This is a genomic window from Cryobacterium serini, from assembly GCF_004404025.1.
GTDB lineage: Bacteria > Actinomycetota > Actinomycetes > Actinomycetales > Microbacteriaceae > Cryobacterium > Cryobacterium serini.
Genome location: NZ_SOHN01000008.1, coordinates 196,372 through 213,305 on the forward strand (window position 1 = coordinate 196,372; position 16,934 = coordinate 213,305).

At 63.6% G+C, this 16,934-nt stretch carries 15 protein-coding genes and 1 tRNA gene; 10 read left to right on the top strand and 6 right to left on the bottom strand.

Annotated features, from left to right (window positions below; translation table 11 throughout):
• The first annotated feature begins 76 nt into the window (after positions 1–76).
• Positions 77–1,528, top strand: a complete 1,452-nt coding sequence (locus E3T51_RS04220; RefSeq protein WP_134527912.1) for an MDR family MFS transporter — start codon at positions 77–79, stop codon at positions 1,526–1,528.
• Positions 1,529–1,547: 19 nt separating this feature from the next.
• On the opposite strand, the gene E3T51_RS04225 is transcribed toward E3T51_RS04220, so the two are convergent.
• Positions 1,548–2,183, bottom strand: coding sequence for a hypothetical protein (locus E3T51_RS04225; protein ID WP_134527915.1), 636 nt, complete (start codon positions 2,181–2,183; stop codon positions 1,548–1,550).
• Between the two features lie 115 nt (positions 2,184–2,298).
• Between E3T51_RS04225 and E3T51_RS04230 the strand changes: the two genes are divergently transcribed.
• Together E3T51_RS04230 and E3T51_RS04235 are read left to right on the top strand one after the other, a co-directional pair.
• Complete coding sequence (locus E3T51_RS04230) at positions 2,299–3,642, top strand: hypothetical protein (protein ID WP_134527918.1); 1,344 nt, start codon at positions 2,299–2,301, stop codon at positions 3,640–3,642.
• A gap of 9 nt (positions 3,643–3,651) precedes the next feature.
• On the top strand, positions 3,652–4,428 hold the full coding sequence (locus E3T51_RS04235) for an EI24 domain-containing protein (protein ID WP_134527921.1): 777 nt from the start codon (positions 3,652–3,654) through the stop codon (positions 4,426–4,428).
• On the opposite strand, the gene E3T51_RS04240 is transcribed toward E3T51_RS04235, so the two are convergent.
• From E3T51_RS04240 to E3T51_RS04250, 3 genes are all read right to left on the bottom strand, one after another.
• A complete protein-coding gene (locus E3T51_RS04240; protein ID WP_134527924.1) occupies positions 4,425–5,378 on the bottom strand; it encodes a cytochrome b/b6 domain-containing protein in 954 nt (317 codons plus the stop codon). The two genes, E3T51_RS04235 and E3T51_RS04240, sit on opposite strands and share 4 nt — an antisense overlap.
• A 128-nt stretch (positions 5,379–5,506) precedes the next feature.
• Entirely contained in the window at positions 5,507–6,478 is a 972-nt protein-coding gene (locus E3T51_RS04245; protein ID WP_134527926.1) for a bile acid:sodium symporter family protein, read from the bottom strand.
• Positions 6,479–6,686: 208 nt separating this feature from the next.
• Positions 6,687–6,770: transfer RNA gene (locus tag E3T51_RS04250), tRNA-Leu, on the bottom strand.
• 362 nt (positions 6,771–7,132) lie between these two features.
• Between E3T51_RS04250 and E3T51_RS04255 the strand changes: the two genes are divergently transcribed.
• The 7 genes from E3T51_RS04255 to pknB all read left to right on the top strand — a co-directional run bounded on the left by E3T51_RS04255 (position 7,133) and on the right by pknB (position 15,973).
• Complete coding sequence (locus tag E3T51_RS04255; protein ID WP_134527929.1) at positions 7,133–7,891, top strand: FhaA domain-containing protein; 759 nt, start codon at positions 7,133–7,135, stop codon at positions 7,889–7,891.
• Positions 7,888–8,430 carry an FHA domain-containing protein FhaB/FipA gene (locus E3T51_RS04260; protein WP_134527932.1) on the top strand — a complete coding sequence of 181 codons (543 nt, stop codon included), beginning with the start codon at positions 7,888–7,890 and terminating at the stop codon, positions 8,428–8,430. Before E3T51_RS04255 ends, E3T51_RS04260 begins: the two co-directional genes overlap by 4 nt.
• A 3-nt stretch (positions 8,431–8,433) precedes the next feature.
• On the top strand, positions 8,434–9,663 hold the full coding sequence (locus E3T51_RS04265) for a PP2C family protein-serine/threonine phosphatase (RefSeq protein WP_134527935.1): 1,230 nt from the start codon (positions 8,434–8,436) through the stop codon (positions 9,661–9,663).
• Complete coding sequence (locus E3T51_RS04270) at positions 9,656–11,041, top strand: FtsW/RodA/SpoVE family cell cycle protein (RefSeq protein WP_338145145.1); 1,386 nt, start codon at positions 9,656–9,658, stop codon at positions 11,039–11,041. The genes E3T51_RS04265 and E3T51_RS04270 overlap by 8 nt, the downstream gene beginning before the upstream one ends.
• Positions 11,042–12,493 (top strand): peptidoglycan D,D-transpeptidase FtsI family protein, encoded by a 1,452-nt coding sequence (locus E3T51_RS04275; RefSeq protein WP_134527937.1) that lies wholly within the window; start codon positions 11,042–11,044, stop codon positions 12,491–12,493.
• Positions 12,490–14,202 carry a protein kinase domain-containing protein gene (locus E3T51_RS04280; protein WP_134527940.1) on the top strand — a complete coding sequence of 571 codons (1,713 nt, stop codon included), beginning with the start codon at positions 12,490–12,492 and terminating at the stop codon, positions 14,200–14,202. Before E3T51_RS04275 ends, E3T51_RS04280 begins: the two co-directional genes overlap by 4 nt.
• Positions 14,203–14,278: 76 nt before the next feature.
• Entirely contained in the window at positions 14,279–15,973 is a 1,695-nt protein-coding gene (gene pknB / locus E3T51_RS04285; protein WP_134527944.1) for a Stk1 family PASTA domain-containing Ser/Thr kinase, read from the top strand.
• Positions 15,974–16,129: 156 nt separating this feature from the next.
• On the opposite strand, the gene E3T51_RS04290 is transcribed toward pknB, so the two are convergent.
• Positions 16,130–16,768, bottom strand: a complete 639-nt coding sequence (locus E3T51_RS04290; RefSeq protein WP_134527948.1) for an anthranilate synthase component II — start codon at positions 16,766–16,768, stop codon at positions 16,130–16,132.
• Entirely contained in the window at positions 16,765–16,926 is a 162-nt protein-coding gene (locus E3T51_RS16685) for a hypothetical protein (protein WP_166806383.1), read from the bottom strand. Before E3T51_RS16685 ends, E3T51_RS04290 begins: the two co-directional genes overlap by 4 nt.
• Between the last annotated feature and the right edge of the window lie 8 nt (positions 16,927–16,934).

The following is a 16,934-nucleotide window of genomic DNA, read 5'->3' on the forward strand; positions in this document are numbered from 1 at the left end:
AGCCCGGGGTACTCACGAGGCGGGCTCCCCCCTCATTCTCGCACGTCAACTTTTTGCACGACCGTCAGGACCAGTTATGACCGCAACAGCCAACGCGCCCACAACCAAGGCCGACCTACACCCGGACGCCAAGCGCAACCAGCTGGTAATCCGCCTTCTGTTGATCTCGGCCTTCGTCGTCATCTTGAACGAGACCATTATGGGTGTGGCGCTGCCGCACCTCATGAACGACCTCAACATCACGGCGACCGCCGCGCAGTGGCTGACCACAGCGTTCATGCTCACCATGGCCGTTGTCATTCCGATCACCGGTTTTCTCATTCAGCGCTTCAACACCCGACCGATCTTCATCGCCGCCATGACGCTGTTCAGCACCGGCACCCTGATCGCCGCCCTCGCTCCCGGCTTTGAGGTGCTCCTCATCGGCCGCATCGTGCAGGCCAGCGGAACGGCCATCATGATGCCGCTTCTCATGACCACCGTCATGACGCTCGTCGCGCCCGCTTCCCGCGGCAAGACCATGGGAAACATCTCCATCGTCATCTCGGTTGCCCCAGCCATCGGCCCGACCATCTCCGGCATCATCCTGAGCGTGTTGGACTGGCGCTGGATGTTCATCATCGTGCTGCCGATCGCGATCGGCGCGCTCATTCTCGGTGCCTCGCGCATTCAGAACGTGACGACGCCGCGCACGGTTCCCCTCGACGTTCTCTCCGTCATTCTCTCGGCCTTCGGCTTTGGCGGGTTCGTCTATGGACTCAGTAACCTCGGCGCGGCTGCCACTGCCGGTTGGCTGCCGCTCGGAATCGGCGTGTTCGCACTCATACTGTTCGTGTTGCGTCAGCTGCAGTTGCAGCGCGCCAATCGGGCCCTTCTCGATCTGCGCGTGTTCACTTCACGCACGTTCACCGTCTCGATCTCGATGCTGAGCATCAGCATGATCGCCCTGTTCGGCACCATCATTCTGCTGCCGCTCTACATGCAGAACGTGCTCGGCATGACCGCACTCTCCACCGGGCTGTTGCTGCTTCCTGGAGGGCTGACCATGGGCCTGCTCGCGCCGTTCGTCGGCCGCATCTACGACCGCCACGGCCCGACCATTCTGCTCGTTCCCGGGTCGATCATTGTCAGCGCCGCGTTCTGGGCCATGACCTTGATGGGGCAGACCACCGAACCGTGGATGCTCATGGTCGCCCACATCGGCATGAGCATCGGCCTCTCAATGCTGTTCACGCCGCTGTTCACGTCGGGCCTCGGCTCGCTCCCGCCGAACCTGTATTCCCACGGCAGCGCCGTTGTCGGCACCATCCAGCAGCTGGCCGGCGCCATCGGCACCGCACTGTTCATCGCCGTGATGGCCTCCCAGTCGGCCACTCTTATGACGCAGGGCGTCTCCGAGGGCTTGGCGATGGCATCCGGTATTCACGATGCGTTCCTGTGCGGCGCGATCATCTCGCTGTTCGCAATTCCAGCGGCGTTCCTCGTGCGCCGTACACCGCTCGGTACGCCGGCGCCCATCGGGCACTAGCTGGTGCGGCTGGCTTAGTTCAGCGGATACGCTGGGCCAGCGCTGCGGGGTGATCATCCGGCAGTCCATGCCGTCGACCGGTCTGCAGCAGCGCCAGGTTCTTCTTCTCCCAGTCGCGCAGCGCCTGGCGCAGGGGGTCGATCGCGGCGCTCTCTGCGCAGCTGCCGGCCGTGCGCCCGCAGGAACACTTCTGCGTGGCTGAGTCGTGGTGCAGCGCTTGGATGCGCCAGATGCCGGCCATGGCCCAGTCGAACTGCCGGTGAGCCAACTCGGTGTTGCGTTCGGCCCGCTTGACCAGGTCGTTCTGCAGCAGGCCGCGTACCCCGTCGATCCCCGCCGTGAACTGGCCGGCCACGACGGCGCTGAGCTCGCCGACCTGATCGCGGAGCGCCGTCAGGTCGTTGTCTCTGGCGACGAGTAAGGCATCCGTTTCGATCATGTATTCGGCGTGGGCGGTCTCGGACGCCGCCCACCGAGCAGCCCACAGCCGCACGTGCTCGAGATCGCGACGTTCCGATTTCTCGGTCCCGATGTGGTGCACGCACAGCGAGCAGACCACCTGGTCACTGCGCGAGGTGAAGTGAAAGGGCTGCGGCGCGAGGCAGCACAGGCAGGCCACTTCTACGTCGACGTACAGCGGATGCGCGTGCGTCACGAATGCCCCCTCTCCCTGTGTACCCTCGAGAATACCGGTGCGGGGCACAGAACCGAGGCACGTACCAGCAGATCGGAACACCATCTTCGCACCTGCTCGCCGACACCTGGCCGCGATGGCCGCCGTCATCGTCACGATCACCGTGCTGAGCGGCTGCGGCCCGATCAACGCCGGTAGCGCCGCGGGTGGTGACTTCGAGACCTTCATTATGAGCGAATCCGACGTCGTCGACGTCAGTCTCCTAGTGAACAACACCCTTCCTTTCTCCGGCTCGGTGGACGCCACCGTCACTCTCGACGACGATGTCTCCCACGAACGGCTGCGCGAGCTGACCGACCTTATCGGCCAGTACGTCGATGAGCACAAGAAGCTCGTGCAGTGGTCACCCATCGTGCTCGAAACTGGCGCATTCGGCCTCGCCGTAACGGCCGTGCGCGCCGACAACGACCAGCTACTCGGGTTGTACGCCGACCTCCGCGCCGCCGACACCATTGTCGGCGCAGCGATCGGCGAGTTCAGGGTGCGCGTGACTGCGCTCGGCGCTGACCAGCTCGTCGCGGCCTACGACCAGGCCGACGCCCTCCTGGCCACCTACCCGTTCTTCGACCCAGCAGAATTATTCGCGGCAGATTCAACGGCCGCCTTCGAGATGTCCGGCAGCGACCTGACCAGAGACGAGTTGTACGGCGAGACGGGATCCGAGCCCAGAATCCGGCCCGACGCCGCCATTAGCGCCTTTCATGACGCGGACGTGGCCTTCGACCTTGCCAGCGCCGGCTTATCGCCCCTCGCATTCGGTCTCAAACTGCGAAAGCAAGCGGATGTCGCACCCGCCACCGCCTTCATAGCCGCACGGCCCGACTACGCGACCCTCGGCAACGTCACGATCACCTCGAGCCTGGTCACCCTGCAGGATGAAGGCGATTACTCAGCCACCAATCGCATCGTGGATGAGCTCGGCGACTACCCCGGAATCATCGCGATTGGAGTGTCCCCGAACGGTCTGCGTTTCGTCGTCGACAGGGGCACCACTGCGCAGGCTGTCGACATGATTCTCGCGAACAACGCCGATGTGGCCGCCCTGGATTTTCTCAGCTACGAGACAAGGGTTGCCGTACACTTGTTCTACGTTTCGAACACCGACTACCTTGATCGGCAGAGCGCCATGACCACGGCGAATGCCCTTCTGGCCGACGATTTCGTCACGAGTGTGAGGAGCATCGCCGACGAGCACGAAGTGGTCGTCCAGAATACCGCTGGTCTCGCCGAGTTCGCGCCCCTCGCGAAGCGGGCGATCGCGCACGGAATCACCGTCGACCTGGAGACCAACGACTTTCGGCTGCGGTTTACGGCGACCTCGCCTCTTACCGTTTTGCCGCCGAACAGCGAATTCGATGACACCGACCCGGTCCTTACGGACACCTTCATCGCCGCTTGGAACGCAGCACCGGCAAGGTAGGGTTTTCGAATGCCGCCCCGCTCCTCCTCGGCCCGACCCACCGTTACCCGCGAGTTGCTCGCCGGGGCCGGTTTTCTCGGTCGCGGCCTCAAAATGTGGATCACGTCACCGCGCCTCATGCTGCTCGGCGCCCTGCCGGCGTTCATCGTCGGCATTGCCTATCTCGCCGGCATCGTGGTGCTGCTCATCAACCTGGAGGCCATCGCCGTGGCCATCAGTCCGTTCGCAAGCGGCTGGGGGGAGCCGTGGCGCACGACTATACGGGTGGTGGCAGCCGCGGCGGTCGCGGCTGCCGGCATCCTCTTCCTGGCGTACACGTTCGTGGCCGTGACCCTCGTAGTCGGCGACCCATTCTATGAGCGCATCTGGCGCGCGGTCGAAACCCGCCTCGGCGATGCACCGGTTGAAGCCCCGCGCGGCATTCTGCGGTCCGTGGCCGACGCCCTGCGACTGGTCGGTCTCGCCGTCGGGGTGGCTCTGCTGCTTTTGGTTTGTAGCCTGATTCCCGGGCTCGGCCAACTGCTCGCGCTCGTTCTCGGGGCGCTGTTCGGCGGCTGGATCCTGACGCTCGAACTCACCGGCTTCGCCTTCGACGCCCGCGGCTTTACCGTGAAACAGCGACGACGGATGCTGCGCGCGCGCCGCCCCCGCAGCCTCGGCTTCGGTGTGCTCACCTACCTGCTGTTCCTGATTCCGGGCGCGGCCGTCATCGTGATGCCCGCGGCGGTGGCCGGCGCGGCCATGCTCAGCCGAGACGTGCTCGCGCCTGGACCCGAAGCGGGTTAGCGTTTGCGGTGAATGATGCGGCCGCTGCGAGCCGCGATCGCACGCACGACCGCCGGGCGCGCGCCCGCCCAAATTCCGGCCGTGACCAGCAGTGCGGCGACGAAGATCCAGACGCCGGTCCATCCGTCATCATTGCGCGCGGCGTACATGTGGTTGAGGTTTGCGCGAGCGCCGGTCGTGAGCACGAGCGTCACGTGAACGACAATGAACGCCACGAAGAAGATCAACACGGCGAAGTGCAGCTTGCGCGCCACGGGCAGGGGAAAGACGCGATCAAGGCGTCGGAACCGGGCGGAGAGGCCCGGTGACATGCGCAGGCCGGTCACGAGCGCGATCGGCGCCGCAATGAACACCACGACGAAGTAACTGAGCAACTGCAGGGCGTTGTAGTACACCCAGCCCGAGTCGGTCGGCCAGTCGAGCGAGGCATACTGCAGGCCGGCCGACACCGCGTTAGGAAAGACGTCCCAGTTCGTGGGAACGATGCGCAGCCATTGTCCGGTCGAAAACAGCAGAACATAGAAGAGGATGCCGTTGACTACCCAGAGGGTGTCAAAAACGATGTGCTGCCAGAGGTCGAGTGTGATGCGAATCGGCGGGTTCTTCGTGCGGAACAACCCGGTATTCGTGCGCGTCCAGAAAATTGACGGGCGTTTGGTCGTGCGCACCTGCCAGCCGGTACGAATCACGAAAAGTATGAAGAAGGCATTCAGGCCGTGCTGCCAGGCCAGCCAGGCCGGTATTCCAACCGGGGTGGCAGCGAGATGCGTCGAGACACCGGGGTAGCCACGTGTGAACGATTCGACCGGCGGAAGGTCACGAATCCCATTCGCCGCGAGCACAAGGAGTGCCATCGTGACGAGCACGGCCGGCACGATCCAGGCAAGCCGAAACCACCGGTTCGGCCGACTCGGACGAAACAAGCTCAGCCGGGAGGAACCCGTCGCCATCGTGATCCGTTCTCGTCCGGGCAAATTTCCGGAGCGTCCCCGCAAGGCTACTTGCCCCTCGCGCCGGGATGTCGATCAATGACGCGGTAGGTCACATTGCGCAGCGACACGCGCTCTCGACGGGCAGATCAGGCGCGGGTGGTAACCGGCAAAGATTCGGAAACCTCATCGGAAGGTAGACCCTTGCGCGCCCAATAGCTGGCAAGCACCGAACCCGAGACGTTGTGCCAGACCGAGAAAATCGCCGCTGGCAGTGCGGCAACCGGGTTGAAGTGCGCGACGGCCAGGGCGGCGGCCAAGCCGGAGTTCTGCATGCCCACTTCAAAGCTGAGAGCTCGGCGACTGGCGACCGGAAGCCCGCACAGGCGCCCGATGTAATACCCAAGCGTCAGGCCGAGGGAGTTGTGCAGGATCACGGCGACGACCACGAGCACGCCAATCGACAACAGCGTGGAAGCACTCGCGGCGATGACGGCCACGACCACGACGGTGATGCCAGCTACTGACAGCAACGGCAATACATCAAGAAAACGCTCCACCAAGCGCGGCACGATCATGCGCAGCACGAGCCCGAGCACCACCGGAACCAGCACGATCTGCACAATCGACACAAACAAAGCGCCAGCATTAACGGGCAGGGACTCTCCCACGAGCACCAGCACGAGCAGCGGCGTCAACACAGGCGCCAGCACAGTCGAGACGGACGTCATCGCCACAGACAGCGCGGTATCGCCCTTGGAGAGGTAGACCATCACGTTGGACGCTGTACCTCCGGGCACCGAACCGACCAAAATCATGCCGGCCGTCAGCATGGGCGAAAGCCCCAGCGCGACGGCAATCCCGAAACCGAGCAGCGGCATCACGAAAAACTGGGTCGCAACGCCCAGCAGAAGCGCCCACGGCCGCCTGGCAATAATCGCGAAGTCAACCGGGCGCAGCGTCATACCCATTCCCAGCATGATCACGGAAAGCAACCATGGAATCGCCACGGTCAGGCCCGAAAATGCGTCGGGGACAGCAAGCGCCAACGCCCCCGCAGCCAAAACAATAACGGCGAACCAACGCCCGACGAATGCGCTGACAGTTCTGATGCGGTACATGATGAAACCATACCCACAATGGGCAGAAAACTCGTGTCCGGTACCTGCGATGGTGAGCAGAAACGCGCGATCAGTCGCCCACGATCCTGACCGATTCCATTACAACGAACACCGTTAAAACCGAAGGCCGGCCGAGTATTTCTACTCAACCGGCCGGTTCGCTTGGATTTCATGAAAACGAAACTTCAATTTCCTGAAACACCCACAGTGCGCGAGAGGGGACTTGAACCCCTACGTCCTTTCGAACACTGGCACCTGAAGCCAGCGCGTCTGCCAATTCCGCCACTCGCGCGAACTTAGGAATGCTAACACTGCGAGGGGGGTCAGCGCCATTCGGCGGCGCGTCGGGCGTGCGAATGGCGCCACTCCTGCGTGGCCGCGGCACCTGCCGGTCGCCGCACCAGCTTTAGCGGGCGCGGTCACCGCCACCGCGCGCGGTGACCAACGGATGCCGGAGCGTGGCCCGGCGGCGCCGCACCCGCTTGCCGCGATCCGCCGAAAAAAAGTCCCATGGAATGCCCATAATGGGAGCGGAATTCGGTCAGGGACCCTCCGCAGGTAGTATGGCTGTTCGTGCCGTTTGCGCCATCAAAGTGGGTTGTCACCCGAGACAAGTAACATGCTCATAGCCAAACGGACCGGATCGGGAGACCTGTGGGCATACTGGACAATTTTGAAAAGGGCTTGGAACGCGCCGTCAACGGAGCGTTCGCCAAGACCTTTCGATCGGGCTTGCAGCCGGTGGAAATCACCTCTGCGCTGCGTCGTGAGCTCGACACCAAGGCCGCTGTAGTCTCGCGGGATCGCATCCTTGCGCCCAATCGCTTCACCGTGCGCATGTCCCACGCCGACTATTCCCGCATGAGCGCGCTCGGCGTCACCCTCATCGACGAGCTCACCGCCCTCGTGCAAAAACACGGCGCCGAACAGCGCTACCAGTTCACCGGCGGCATCACGATCACCCTGCAAGACGACCGCGGCCTCAGCGAGGGCATGGTGCAGATCGACTCCAGCTCGGTCAAGAGCACCGTCGCCTGGACGCCAGTGCTCGATATCAATGGCACCAGGCACCCGCTGGTCAAGGCCCGCACCGTGATTGGGCGCGGCTCTGACGCCGACATCACCGTCGACGACACCGGCACCTCGCGCCGTCACGTCGAAATTCTCTGGGACGGCGCCCGTGCCCAAGTGCGTGACCTCGGCTCCACCAATGGTTCCCAGCTCAACGGCGCTCCCGTCAAGCAGGCCATTCTCGAGCCCGACTCGATCGTCACGATCGGCCGCACGCGCATCGTGTTCCGCGTACTCGCCCAGGCCTCGCCAGACTCCCGCGAGTACCCGCGCGCCGCACCAGCGGTCGACCCGGCCACCGAACGCCACGACATGGGCGGATTCTGGGGGCCGAACTCATGAACGTCAGCGAACTAACCCTGCTGGTGCTGCGAATCGGCTTCCTCCTCCTGCTCTGGATGTTCATCTTCGGCATCGTCTACGCCCTGCGCAGCGACCTGTTTGGGCAGCGCGTGCGCAAGATGAAAACGGATGTCGTGCCCGCGGCATCCGCGCTCTCCGCCGCAGTCCCCGTCGCCTCCGCCGAGGCCTTCACTGCACCGGTAGCGCGCGCCAGTCCGACCGCCGACGCTGGACTGGCTACGAGCCAGAACACCACCCGTCTGGTCATCACGAGCGGCCCGAAAGCCGGTACCGAGTTTCCGCTGGGCACCGACACCATCACCATCGGCCGTTCGAGCGACTCCAGCCTGGTCATCCGCGATGACTACACCTCCACGCACCACGCTCGCCTCATGCTCTGGAACGATGAGTGGATGCTGCAAGACCTCGACTCCACCAATGGCACCTTCCTGGCCGGTTCCCGCGTCACCGTGCCGACTAAAGTTCCCCTGAACGCCACCGTGAAGATCGGCGCCACCAGCTTCGAGCTTCGGCGGTAAGTCATGGCGACGGTAAGTCACAGCGCAGCCACGTCCCACGTCGGCAGAGTTCGCTCCAACAACCAGGACTCCGGTTACGCCGGACACTCCCTGTTTGTGGTCGCCGACGGCATGGGAGGCCACGCCGGTGGTGACGTCGCGTCATCAATCGCGACCAAGCGCATCATCGAGGCCGACAAGCCCTACGCGAGCGCCCAGGACGCCGAATTCGCCCTGCAGGCCGCCCTCATCGGCGCCAACGCCCAGCTGGCCGAGACCGTGTTCGAGCACGCCGAGCTCACCGGCATGGGCACCACCGTCAGCGCTATCGTGGTGCTCGAGAACGAGGTCGCGATCGCGCACATCGGCGATTCGCGCATCTATCTGCTGCGCGATAATGAGTTGTCCCAGATCACCATTGACCACACCTTCGTGCAGCGTCTGGTTGACAGCGGCCGCATCACCGAGGCTGAAGCCATGGTGCATCCGCGCCGCTCCGTGCTCATGCGCGTTCTCGGCGACGTCGAGGCGAGCCCCGAGATCGACACGTCCATCCTCGCCACGATCGCCGGCGACCGTTGGCTGCTGTGCTCCGACGGTCTCACCGGCGTCGTCTCACACAACGCCATGGCCTCAGCCCTGGCGAGCGGGGCGAACGCGCAGGATGTCGCCGATCTTCTCGTTAAAGAAAGCCTCGACGGCGGCGCTCCAGACAATGTGACCGTCGTCATCGTCGACATCGGCGAAGGCGTCGCGCGCACCGACAGCCCGGTCATCGTTGGTTCCGCGGCGAATCCACTCGCGTTCGGGGAGGAGCCCAGCCGCAATCGGGCCCTGCGCATCCCGGCCCTCCGCCTGCATCCGGTGCGTGAAACGCATTTCGAGCCCGATTCCCAGGACTACCTCTCCGAGCTGATCGAAGAGGATGCCCGCCGTGCCCGGCGCCGCAAGGTCACCTGGCTGGTCGGTGTGTTTCTGCTGGTGCTCAGCATCGTCACGACCACTGTTCTCGGCTACCAATGGACCCAGACCCGCTACTTCGTGGGCGTTGACGGTTCCAACGTCGCTATTTATCAGGGCGTGCAGCAGGACATCGGCCCGATCAAACTGTCCAGCGTCTACGAAAATACCGACCTCATTCTCTCTGACCTGCGCGTCTACGACCGCCAGCAGGTGGAGCAAACCATCAACGCAGGCTCTTTGACCGACGCGCTGGCTATCGTCGAGCGATTGAAGGGTGCAATCGTTGAATAAGGCATCCGCTCTTCAGACCCAGCCGACGACTGAGCCGGTCCGTCGCCTGCACCTGCCGCAGAAGCTGCGCAACCTCGAGCTTTTTCTGCTGCTGATCGCCTCCTTCATTAATGCCGGCGCGGTCGTGCTGGTGCAGTTGGGCGCGCTCGGCAAACTCGACCCGACCCTCGTGCTGCTCGGCGCTGGCCTGTCCGTTCTGGTAATCAGCCTGCACGTCGTGCTGCGCTTCGTCGCCCGCGATGCCGACCCGTTTATTCTGCCGATTGCCACCGTGCTCAACGGCATCGGCATCGCCATGATCTACCGCATCGACATCGCAGTTAACGACTCCGGGTGGGAGAGCGCCGCCGTACGCCAGACGGTGTGGAGCGCCCTGGCCATCTTCTGCGCCATTATCGTGCTGCTGGTCATCCGTAACCACCGCGTCCTGTTTCGCTACACCTACATCGCCGGCCTCGTCGGTGTGCTCTTGCTTTTTCTACCGCTCGTTCCGGGCCTGGGCAAAGAGATCAGCGGCGCCAGGGTCTGGATCAGTGTTGGTAGTTTCGGCACCTTCCAACCGGGTGAGATCGCCAAGATCGCCCTAGCCGTGTTCTTTGCTGGCTACTTGGTGCGCAACCGCGACAGTCTTTCCATGGTCGGCAAAAAGTTTCTCGGCGCCCGTTTTCCCCGCTTTCGGGATCTCGGTCCGATTCTCGTCGTCTGGGCCCTGTCGATGTCAGTCATCATCTTTCAGCGCGACCTCGGCACCGCCCTGCTCTACTTCGGTCTGTTCCTGGTCATGCTTTACCTGGCCACCGGCCGCCTCAGCTGGGTCATCATGGGCATGAGCCTCTTCCTCGGTGGCGCCGTCATCGCCAGCCAGACCCTCAACTACGTCAACGGACGCTTCACCAACTGGCTCGACGCCCTCAACCCGGCTGTCTACGACGCCAAAGGCGGCAGCTTCCAGCTCGTACAGGGGCTGTTCGGCCTCGCCAAGGGCGGACTGCTCGGCACCGGGTGGGGCCAGGGACGTCCGGAGATCACCCCGGTGCCGCAGAGTGACTACATCATCGCGAGCCTCGGCGAGGAGCTTGGGCTCGCCGGAATCTTCGCTATCCTCGCCCTCTACCTTCTTTTCGTGGCCCGCGGGTTCCGCATCGGCTTCGCCGGGCAGGATGACTTCGGCAAACTGCTCGCTGTCGGCCTCGCCTTTGTCGTGGCCCTGCAGTGCTTCATCGTCATCGGCGGTGTCACCCGGGTCATTCCCCTCACCGGCCTGACCACCCCGTTCCTGGCCGCCGGCGGTTCATCGCTCGTAGCTAACTGGATCATCGCGGCCCTGTTGCTGCGGCTCTCCGACACCGTACGCAATCAACCCCGGCTGGTGGTCTAAGTGAACCGCGAACTCAAGCGCGTCAGCATCGTTGTAATGCTGATGTTCGTCACCCTGCTCGGCTCCACCTCGATCGTGCAGGCCTTCCAGGCCGACAACCTGTCGGCCGACCCGCGCAACACTCGCACGCTCTACGACAGCTACCAGGTCGAACGCGGTGCCATCCTCGTCAACGGCGAGCCGATCGCGCAGTCGATGCCGGCCGACGACGATTTTAAATTTCTGCGCACGTATACCAATCCCGAGCTCTACGCGCCGATCACCGGATACATCCCCATTAACGGCGAACCGACCGGGCTCGAGTTCGCCCTCAATGCCGAACTCACCGGCACGTCAAACTCCCAATTCTTCGACAAGATCAGCGCCCTCGTCACCGGCCAGGACCCGAAGGGTGCCGCCGTCGAGGTGACCATCGATCCAATCGCCCAGCAGGCCGCCTGGGATGCCCTCGGCGACTACACCGGATCCGTCGTCGTTACAGAGCCCGCCACCGGCCGCATCCTGGCGATGGTCTCCAAACCAGGTTTCAACCCGAATCTGCTCACGGTGCACAACAACGCCGAGGTCACTGCAAGTTACGACGCCCTCCTGGCCGACCCGAACGACCCGCTGATCAACCGGGCGATCAATTCGCTCAACCCTCCCGGATCGATTTTCAAGCTCGTCGTCACCACGGCCGCGCTCGAATCGGGCGAGTACACCCCAGAGAGCACCTTTCCGAATCCTTCCGTCTATACGGCGCCCGGCACGACGAGTGAGATCGAGAACTCCAGCGGAGCACCCTGCGGCGCTGGCGAGACGGTTACCCTCGCCACCGCTCTACGACTCTCCTGCAACATCCCGTTCGCTGAACTCGGCGTCGAGCTGGGCGACACGGCCATTCGTGAGACGGCGGAGAAATTCGGTTTCAACAGTAACTACAGCATTCCGATGAACGTCTCCGAGAGCGTCTACCCGCGCGGACTCGACGCTCCACAGACGGCGCAGTCGGCGTTCGGTCAATTCAACGTTCAGGCGACGCCGCTGCAAATGGCCATGGTCAGTGGTGCCATCGCCAATGGCGGGGTCGTGATGGCGCCCAACCTGGTGCAGGAAATTCTCGCGCCCAACCTCAGTGCCATCCAAACCTTCGAACCGGTCGAACTTGGGCGCGTAATGAGCGAAGAAACCGCCGCGACGATCACCGCGATGATGATCAACGGCGTTCAGGATGGTGCGGCAAGCAATGCAAGAATAGACGGGGTTGACGTGGCGGGAAAAACAGGCACGGCGCAAAACGGGTCAACAGATCCGTTCACACTGTGGTTCACCGGTTTCGCACCGGCGAACGACCCGCAATACGCCATCACCGTTCTCGTAGAGAACGGTGGGGGAGAAGGACAAACCGGGTTCGGCAACAAACTTGCCGCACCTGTCGCAAAGAAAGTACTAGAGGCGGTGCTTAACAAATGAGACCCACAGCAGGCCTCACCTTCGGGGGACGATACGAGCTGCAGTCGCGCATTGCGATCGGCGGCATGGGCGAGGTGTGGAAGTCCACCGACCTTGTCATCGGACGAAGCGTCGCCATCAAGATTTTGAAAGACGAGTACCTCGGCGACCCGGGCTTTCTTGAGCGCTTCCGTGCCGAAGCCCGCCACGCCGCGCTCGTCAACCACGAGGGCATCGCGAATGTCTTTGACTACGGCGAAGAAGACGGCAGCGCCTTCCTCGTCATGGAACTCGTTCCCGGCGAAGCCTTGTCCACCATTCTCGAACGCGAACACGTCTTACCGACCGACAAGGTGCTCGACATTGTCGCGCAGACCTCGGCCGCACTGCACGCCGCCCACGCCGCGGGCCTCGTGCACCGCGACATCAAGCCAGGCAACCTGCTCATCACGCCAGAGGGTCGAGTGAAAATCACCGACTTCGGCATCGCCCGCATCGCCGACCAGGTGCCCCTCACCGCGACCGGCCAGGTCATGGGTACCGTACAGTACCTCTCACCCGAGCAGGCCAGCGGCCACCCGGCCTCGCCGACCACCGACATCTACTCGATCGGCATCGTCGCGTACGAGTCCCTCGCCGGACGACGTCCGTTCACGGGTGAGTCGCAGGTCGCCATCGCTATGGCGCAGATCAATGAGATCGCGCCCGACCTGCCGGTAACCGTCTCCGAACCGGTGCGCAACCTGGTCTTCGCCTGCCTGGCCAAGAACCCGGCCGACCGGCCGGCGTCGGCTGCCCACCTGGCACGCGCGGCATCCGCTCTGCGTCGTGGTGACGTGGCCGCGGCTGCAGTGGCCGTGCCCTCGATTTTGGGCGGTCTCACGGCCACCAGTGCCACCATGCTCATGCCTGGTACCGGCTCTGACCAGGCCACGACCATTCTTCCCGCCAGCGGTGCTCCGGTCACCCGCGCATCCGCTGCTGCTGCAGCAGATGCCGAAAAGAAAAAGCGCAGCAAGTGGACCTGGCCACTCATCGCTCTCGTCGCGCTGCTCGTGATCGTACTCACCGGCACGCTCATCGCCCTGTTCAACCAGAACAACGAGACGCCGGTTCCTGCCGAGACGTCGGCGACGCCGTCGACTACACCCTCACCGTCGCCAACACCGACACCGACACCGACCACAACGCCGACACCAACACCGACCAATACGTCGGTCAATCCCGACGACTTCATCGGAAAGCCCAGCGCCGAAGCCGCAGCTTTGCTCGTGGAGATGGGATTTGTTGCTGACGTCGAACCCGGCAATGCGGCTGCGACCGCTGAGACGGTTGACCGGGTGTATCTGGTCAACCCCAGGGGCCCCGTTCCGGCCGGTTCAACGATCACCCTCACCACCTACGCGCCGGTTGCGATGCCGAGCACGCCAACAGCACCTCCGACCGCGACACCGTCACCGGCCGCTCCGGCAGGGACTGTCACTGTGAACTGGAACGCCCAGACCTGCCCGACCGGCCAGACCCTGGCGGGTTATGAGGTTGTCACGGAGGGCGGTGCCGCCGTCATCACCTCGGCAAATCCGACCAACGCGCAAACAACTACGGCTACGATCACCGCCGGTACAGAAAATTTCACGGTAAAGTTTCGATATTTTTGCGGTCAGATCAGTTCTGAATTCTCCCCGGCCGCCGAAGTGCTCGTCACTGGCGACACTGCGCTCGGAGAGTAACTTCCCAAGTCCGTGCGGTAAAGTGGGCGTCACTGTGTCCAACCCGAATACGGTCTGATTGTGGGGGAGTGCGTACGTGGCTGACTCTGGTCGTTTAATCGCCGGTCGCTATCGTGTCGGGGCCCTGCTGGGCCGTGGTGGCATGTCCGATGTGCACATCGGCACCGATTCCCGGCTCGGTCGCACGGTAGCCATCAAGCTGCTCAAGTCGACCCTCGCGGCCGACCCTGCGTTTCGCACCCGTTTCCGCCAGGAAGCGCAAGCCGCCGCACGCATGGCGCACCCGACGATTGTGCGCGTTTTCGATGCCGGCGAAGAGACCGTCACCGACGAGTCTGGCCACGACTCGCAGATTCCGTTCATCGTCATGGAACACGTTGACGGACGGCTGCTCAAGGACATCATTCATGAAGGCCCGATCGAAGCCGCAGAGGCTGTGCGCATCATCGACGGGGTTCTGACCGCACTCGAATACTCCCACCGGGCGGGAGTCGTACACCGCGACATCAAGCCCGGCAATATCATGATCACCAAGTCCGGCCAGGTGAAGGTGATGGACTTCGGCATCGCCCGTGCTATCTCCGACTCGGCCACCACGGTCGCCCAGACCACGGCAATTCTCGGCACGGCTGCCTACTTCTCCCCCGAGCAGGCCAAGGGTGAATCCGTCGATGCGCGCACCGACCTGTATTCGACCGGTGTGGTGCTGTTCGAAATGCTCACCGGTCGACCGCCGTTTCGCGGTGACACGCCCGTGGCCGTTGCTTACCAACACGTCAGTGAGATGCCGGTCAAGCCGTCGGCGCTCAACCCCCGGGTATCGCCCGCCCTCGACTCGGTCGTGCTGCGCGCCCTGGCCAAGGACCGATTCGCGCGATACCAGAGCGCCGTGGAGTTCCGGGGTGATGTCGAGACCGCCGGATCCGGCCAGATTCCCATCCATCATTCCGGCGAAGAGGTCGGCGCAGGACTCTTCGGCGCCGCGCCCACCGCCGTCACCGGTTCGGCCCTGGCGCTCAAGCAGCTCTCCGAAGATACGACGATGGTGCGCACACAGCGACGCCCTCCCGTGATCTGGGTCTGGGCTGGAATAGTCTGCGTCGTCGTCATCGTCGTCGCGGTCATGATCTGGGTCGCGAACCTGCAACCGTCGGTGGAACTGCCCGACAGCTCCCGCCAGGTGCCCTCACTCACCGGCCAGAGTTACGATGAGGCCCAAAACGCGCTCCTCGACCTGGACCTCGCGGCCACCCGCGCCGAGGAATCGAGTACCACAGTGCCCGCAGACCAGGTTATTCGCACCGACCCTCCGGCCGACACCATCGTCAACCCCTCTGACGTGATCAAGGTCTTCGTCTCCACCGGCCCGGTGCCCGTTGTGGTTCCCGACGTCACCAACCAACCCATTGCGGATGCCCAGGCCGCGATCGAAGGCCTCGGTTTCGTTTCGGGATCGGTCACCGCCGAGAACTCGCCCACGATGGCGGCCGACGTCGTCCTGCGCACCGATCCGGCCGCGGCAGCATCGGAGTTTGCCGGCGTCACCGTCAACTACACCGTATCGAGCGGGCTCGTCACCATCGGGGACCTGACCGGCCAGTCCCTCGTAGCCGCGATCGACCTCGTCAGCAATGAAAGTCTCACGCCGCTCTCTGAACCGGATTACACCTGCGCCCAGGAGTCCGGTTCTCCGATCAAGGCCCAGTCGTTGGCGCCTGGCGACATCCCCCAGCGTTCCGAGATCACCCTGACCTACTGCGCCGGCTCCTAGCGTCCGGCGGACGGGGCCCGGGCCCCGTCCGCCGGCCCAGTTTACAGACTGGGCCGGCGGTCGTAAGGTGGGCCCAGCAGATTGGCCCGTCGCCGGCACCACGCAGGCCTCGCCCTCTTTGCTGTCCGGGCTTTGGCCAAAGCACGCGGAGTGGATTCAGGTAAGGCGTAACAACGGATGCAGGGTCTTGGCGGTCTCCTGTGCACCATCCAGGCCAGCCAGGGCCAGCCAGTTGCCGAGCATGAGGTACCCGCCCTCGGTGAGCACCGACTCCGGGTGAAATTGCACGCCCAAAATGGGAGCGGATGCGTGCCGCAGCCCCATAATGACGCCGCCCTGCGTGCGCGACGTCACAACGAGGTCACTTGGAACGGTCGACGCCACGACGGCGAGTGAGTGGTACCGAGTGGCCGTGAATGGCTGCGGTACTCCGTCGTAGAAGTCGCTGCCATCGTGCGTAATGAGTGACGTTTTGCCGTGCATGAGTTCTTCGGCATTGGTCACCGTAGCCCCAAACGCCTCCGCGATGGCCTGATGGCCCAGGCATACGCCGAACAAGGGAAGGTCGGTGGCCAAGGCCGCCTCGACCACGGCAATAGACACACCGGCATCTGATGGCTTACCGGGACCCGGCGAGATCAAAACGCCGTCGAAGTCGGCGATGCGGGAGACGGCATCCGCGTTTTCGAAGGAATCGTTGCGCACGACCTCGGTATCCGCGCCGAGCTCCATCAGGTAGCCGTTGAGCGTATAGACAAAACTGTCGTAGTTATCGATCACGAGAATACGGGTCATGAGCCACCCACCGTCGCTTCCTGATTGTTAATGATGCTGTCAATCCACGGGTACACCCAGGTGGCGAGCACGGCGAGCACGGCGAGCAGCAGGATCAGTACAAGAATAACGCGCACCCAGATTGGTCCGGGAAGAACACGCCACAGTGCTGCGTACATGGAGCCTC

Bases quoted from the DNA above. Each gene is read 5' to 3' on its own strand.
- E3T51_RS04260 (WP_134527932.1), top strand. From the start codon at position 7,888: ATGAACGTCAGCGAACTAACCCTGCTGGTGCTGCGAATCGGCTTCCTC.
- E3T51_RS04265 (WP_134527935.1), top strand. From the start codon at position 8,434: ATGGCGACGGTAAGTCACAGCGCAGCCACGTCCCACGTCGGCAGAGTT.
- E3T51_RS04230 (WP_134527918.1), top strand. From the start codon at position 2,299: ATGGCCGCCGTCATCGTCACGATCACCGTGCTGAGCGGCTGCGGCCCG.
- E3T51_RS04245 (WP_134527926.1), bottom strand. From the start codon at position 6,478: ATGTACCGCATCAGAACTGTCAGCGCATTCGTCGGGCGTTGGTTCGCC.
- E3T51_RS16685 (WP_166806383.1), bottom strand. From the start codon at position 16,926: ATGTACGCAGCACTGTGGCGTGTTCTTCCCGGACCAATCTGGGTGCGC.
- E3T51_RS04220 (WP_134527912.1), top strand. From the start codon at position 77: ATGACCGCAACAGCCAACGCGCCCACAACCAAGGCCGACCTACACCCG.
- E3T51_RS04280 (WP_134527940.1), top strand. From the start codon at position 12,490: ATGAGACCCACAGCAGGCCTCACCTTCGGGGGACGATACGAGCTGCAG.
- E3T51_RS04240 (WP_134527924.1), bottom strand. From the start codon at position 5,378: ATGGCGACGGGTTCCTCCCGGCTGAGCTTGTTTCGTCCGAGTCGGCCG.
- E3T51_RS04235 (WP_134527921.1), top strand. From the start codon at position 3,652: ATGCCGCCCCGCTCCTCCTCGGCCCGACCCACCGTTACCCGCGAGTTG.
- E3T51_RS04290 (WP_134527948.1), bottom strand. From the start codon at position 16,768: ATGACCCGTATTCTCGTGATCGATAACTACGACAGTTTTGTCTATACG.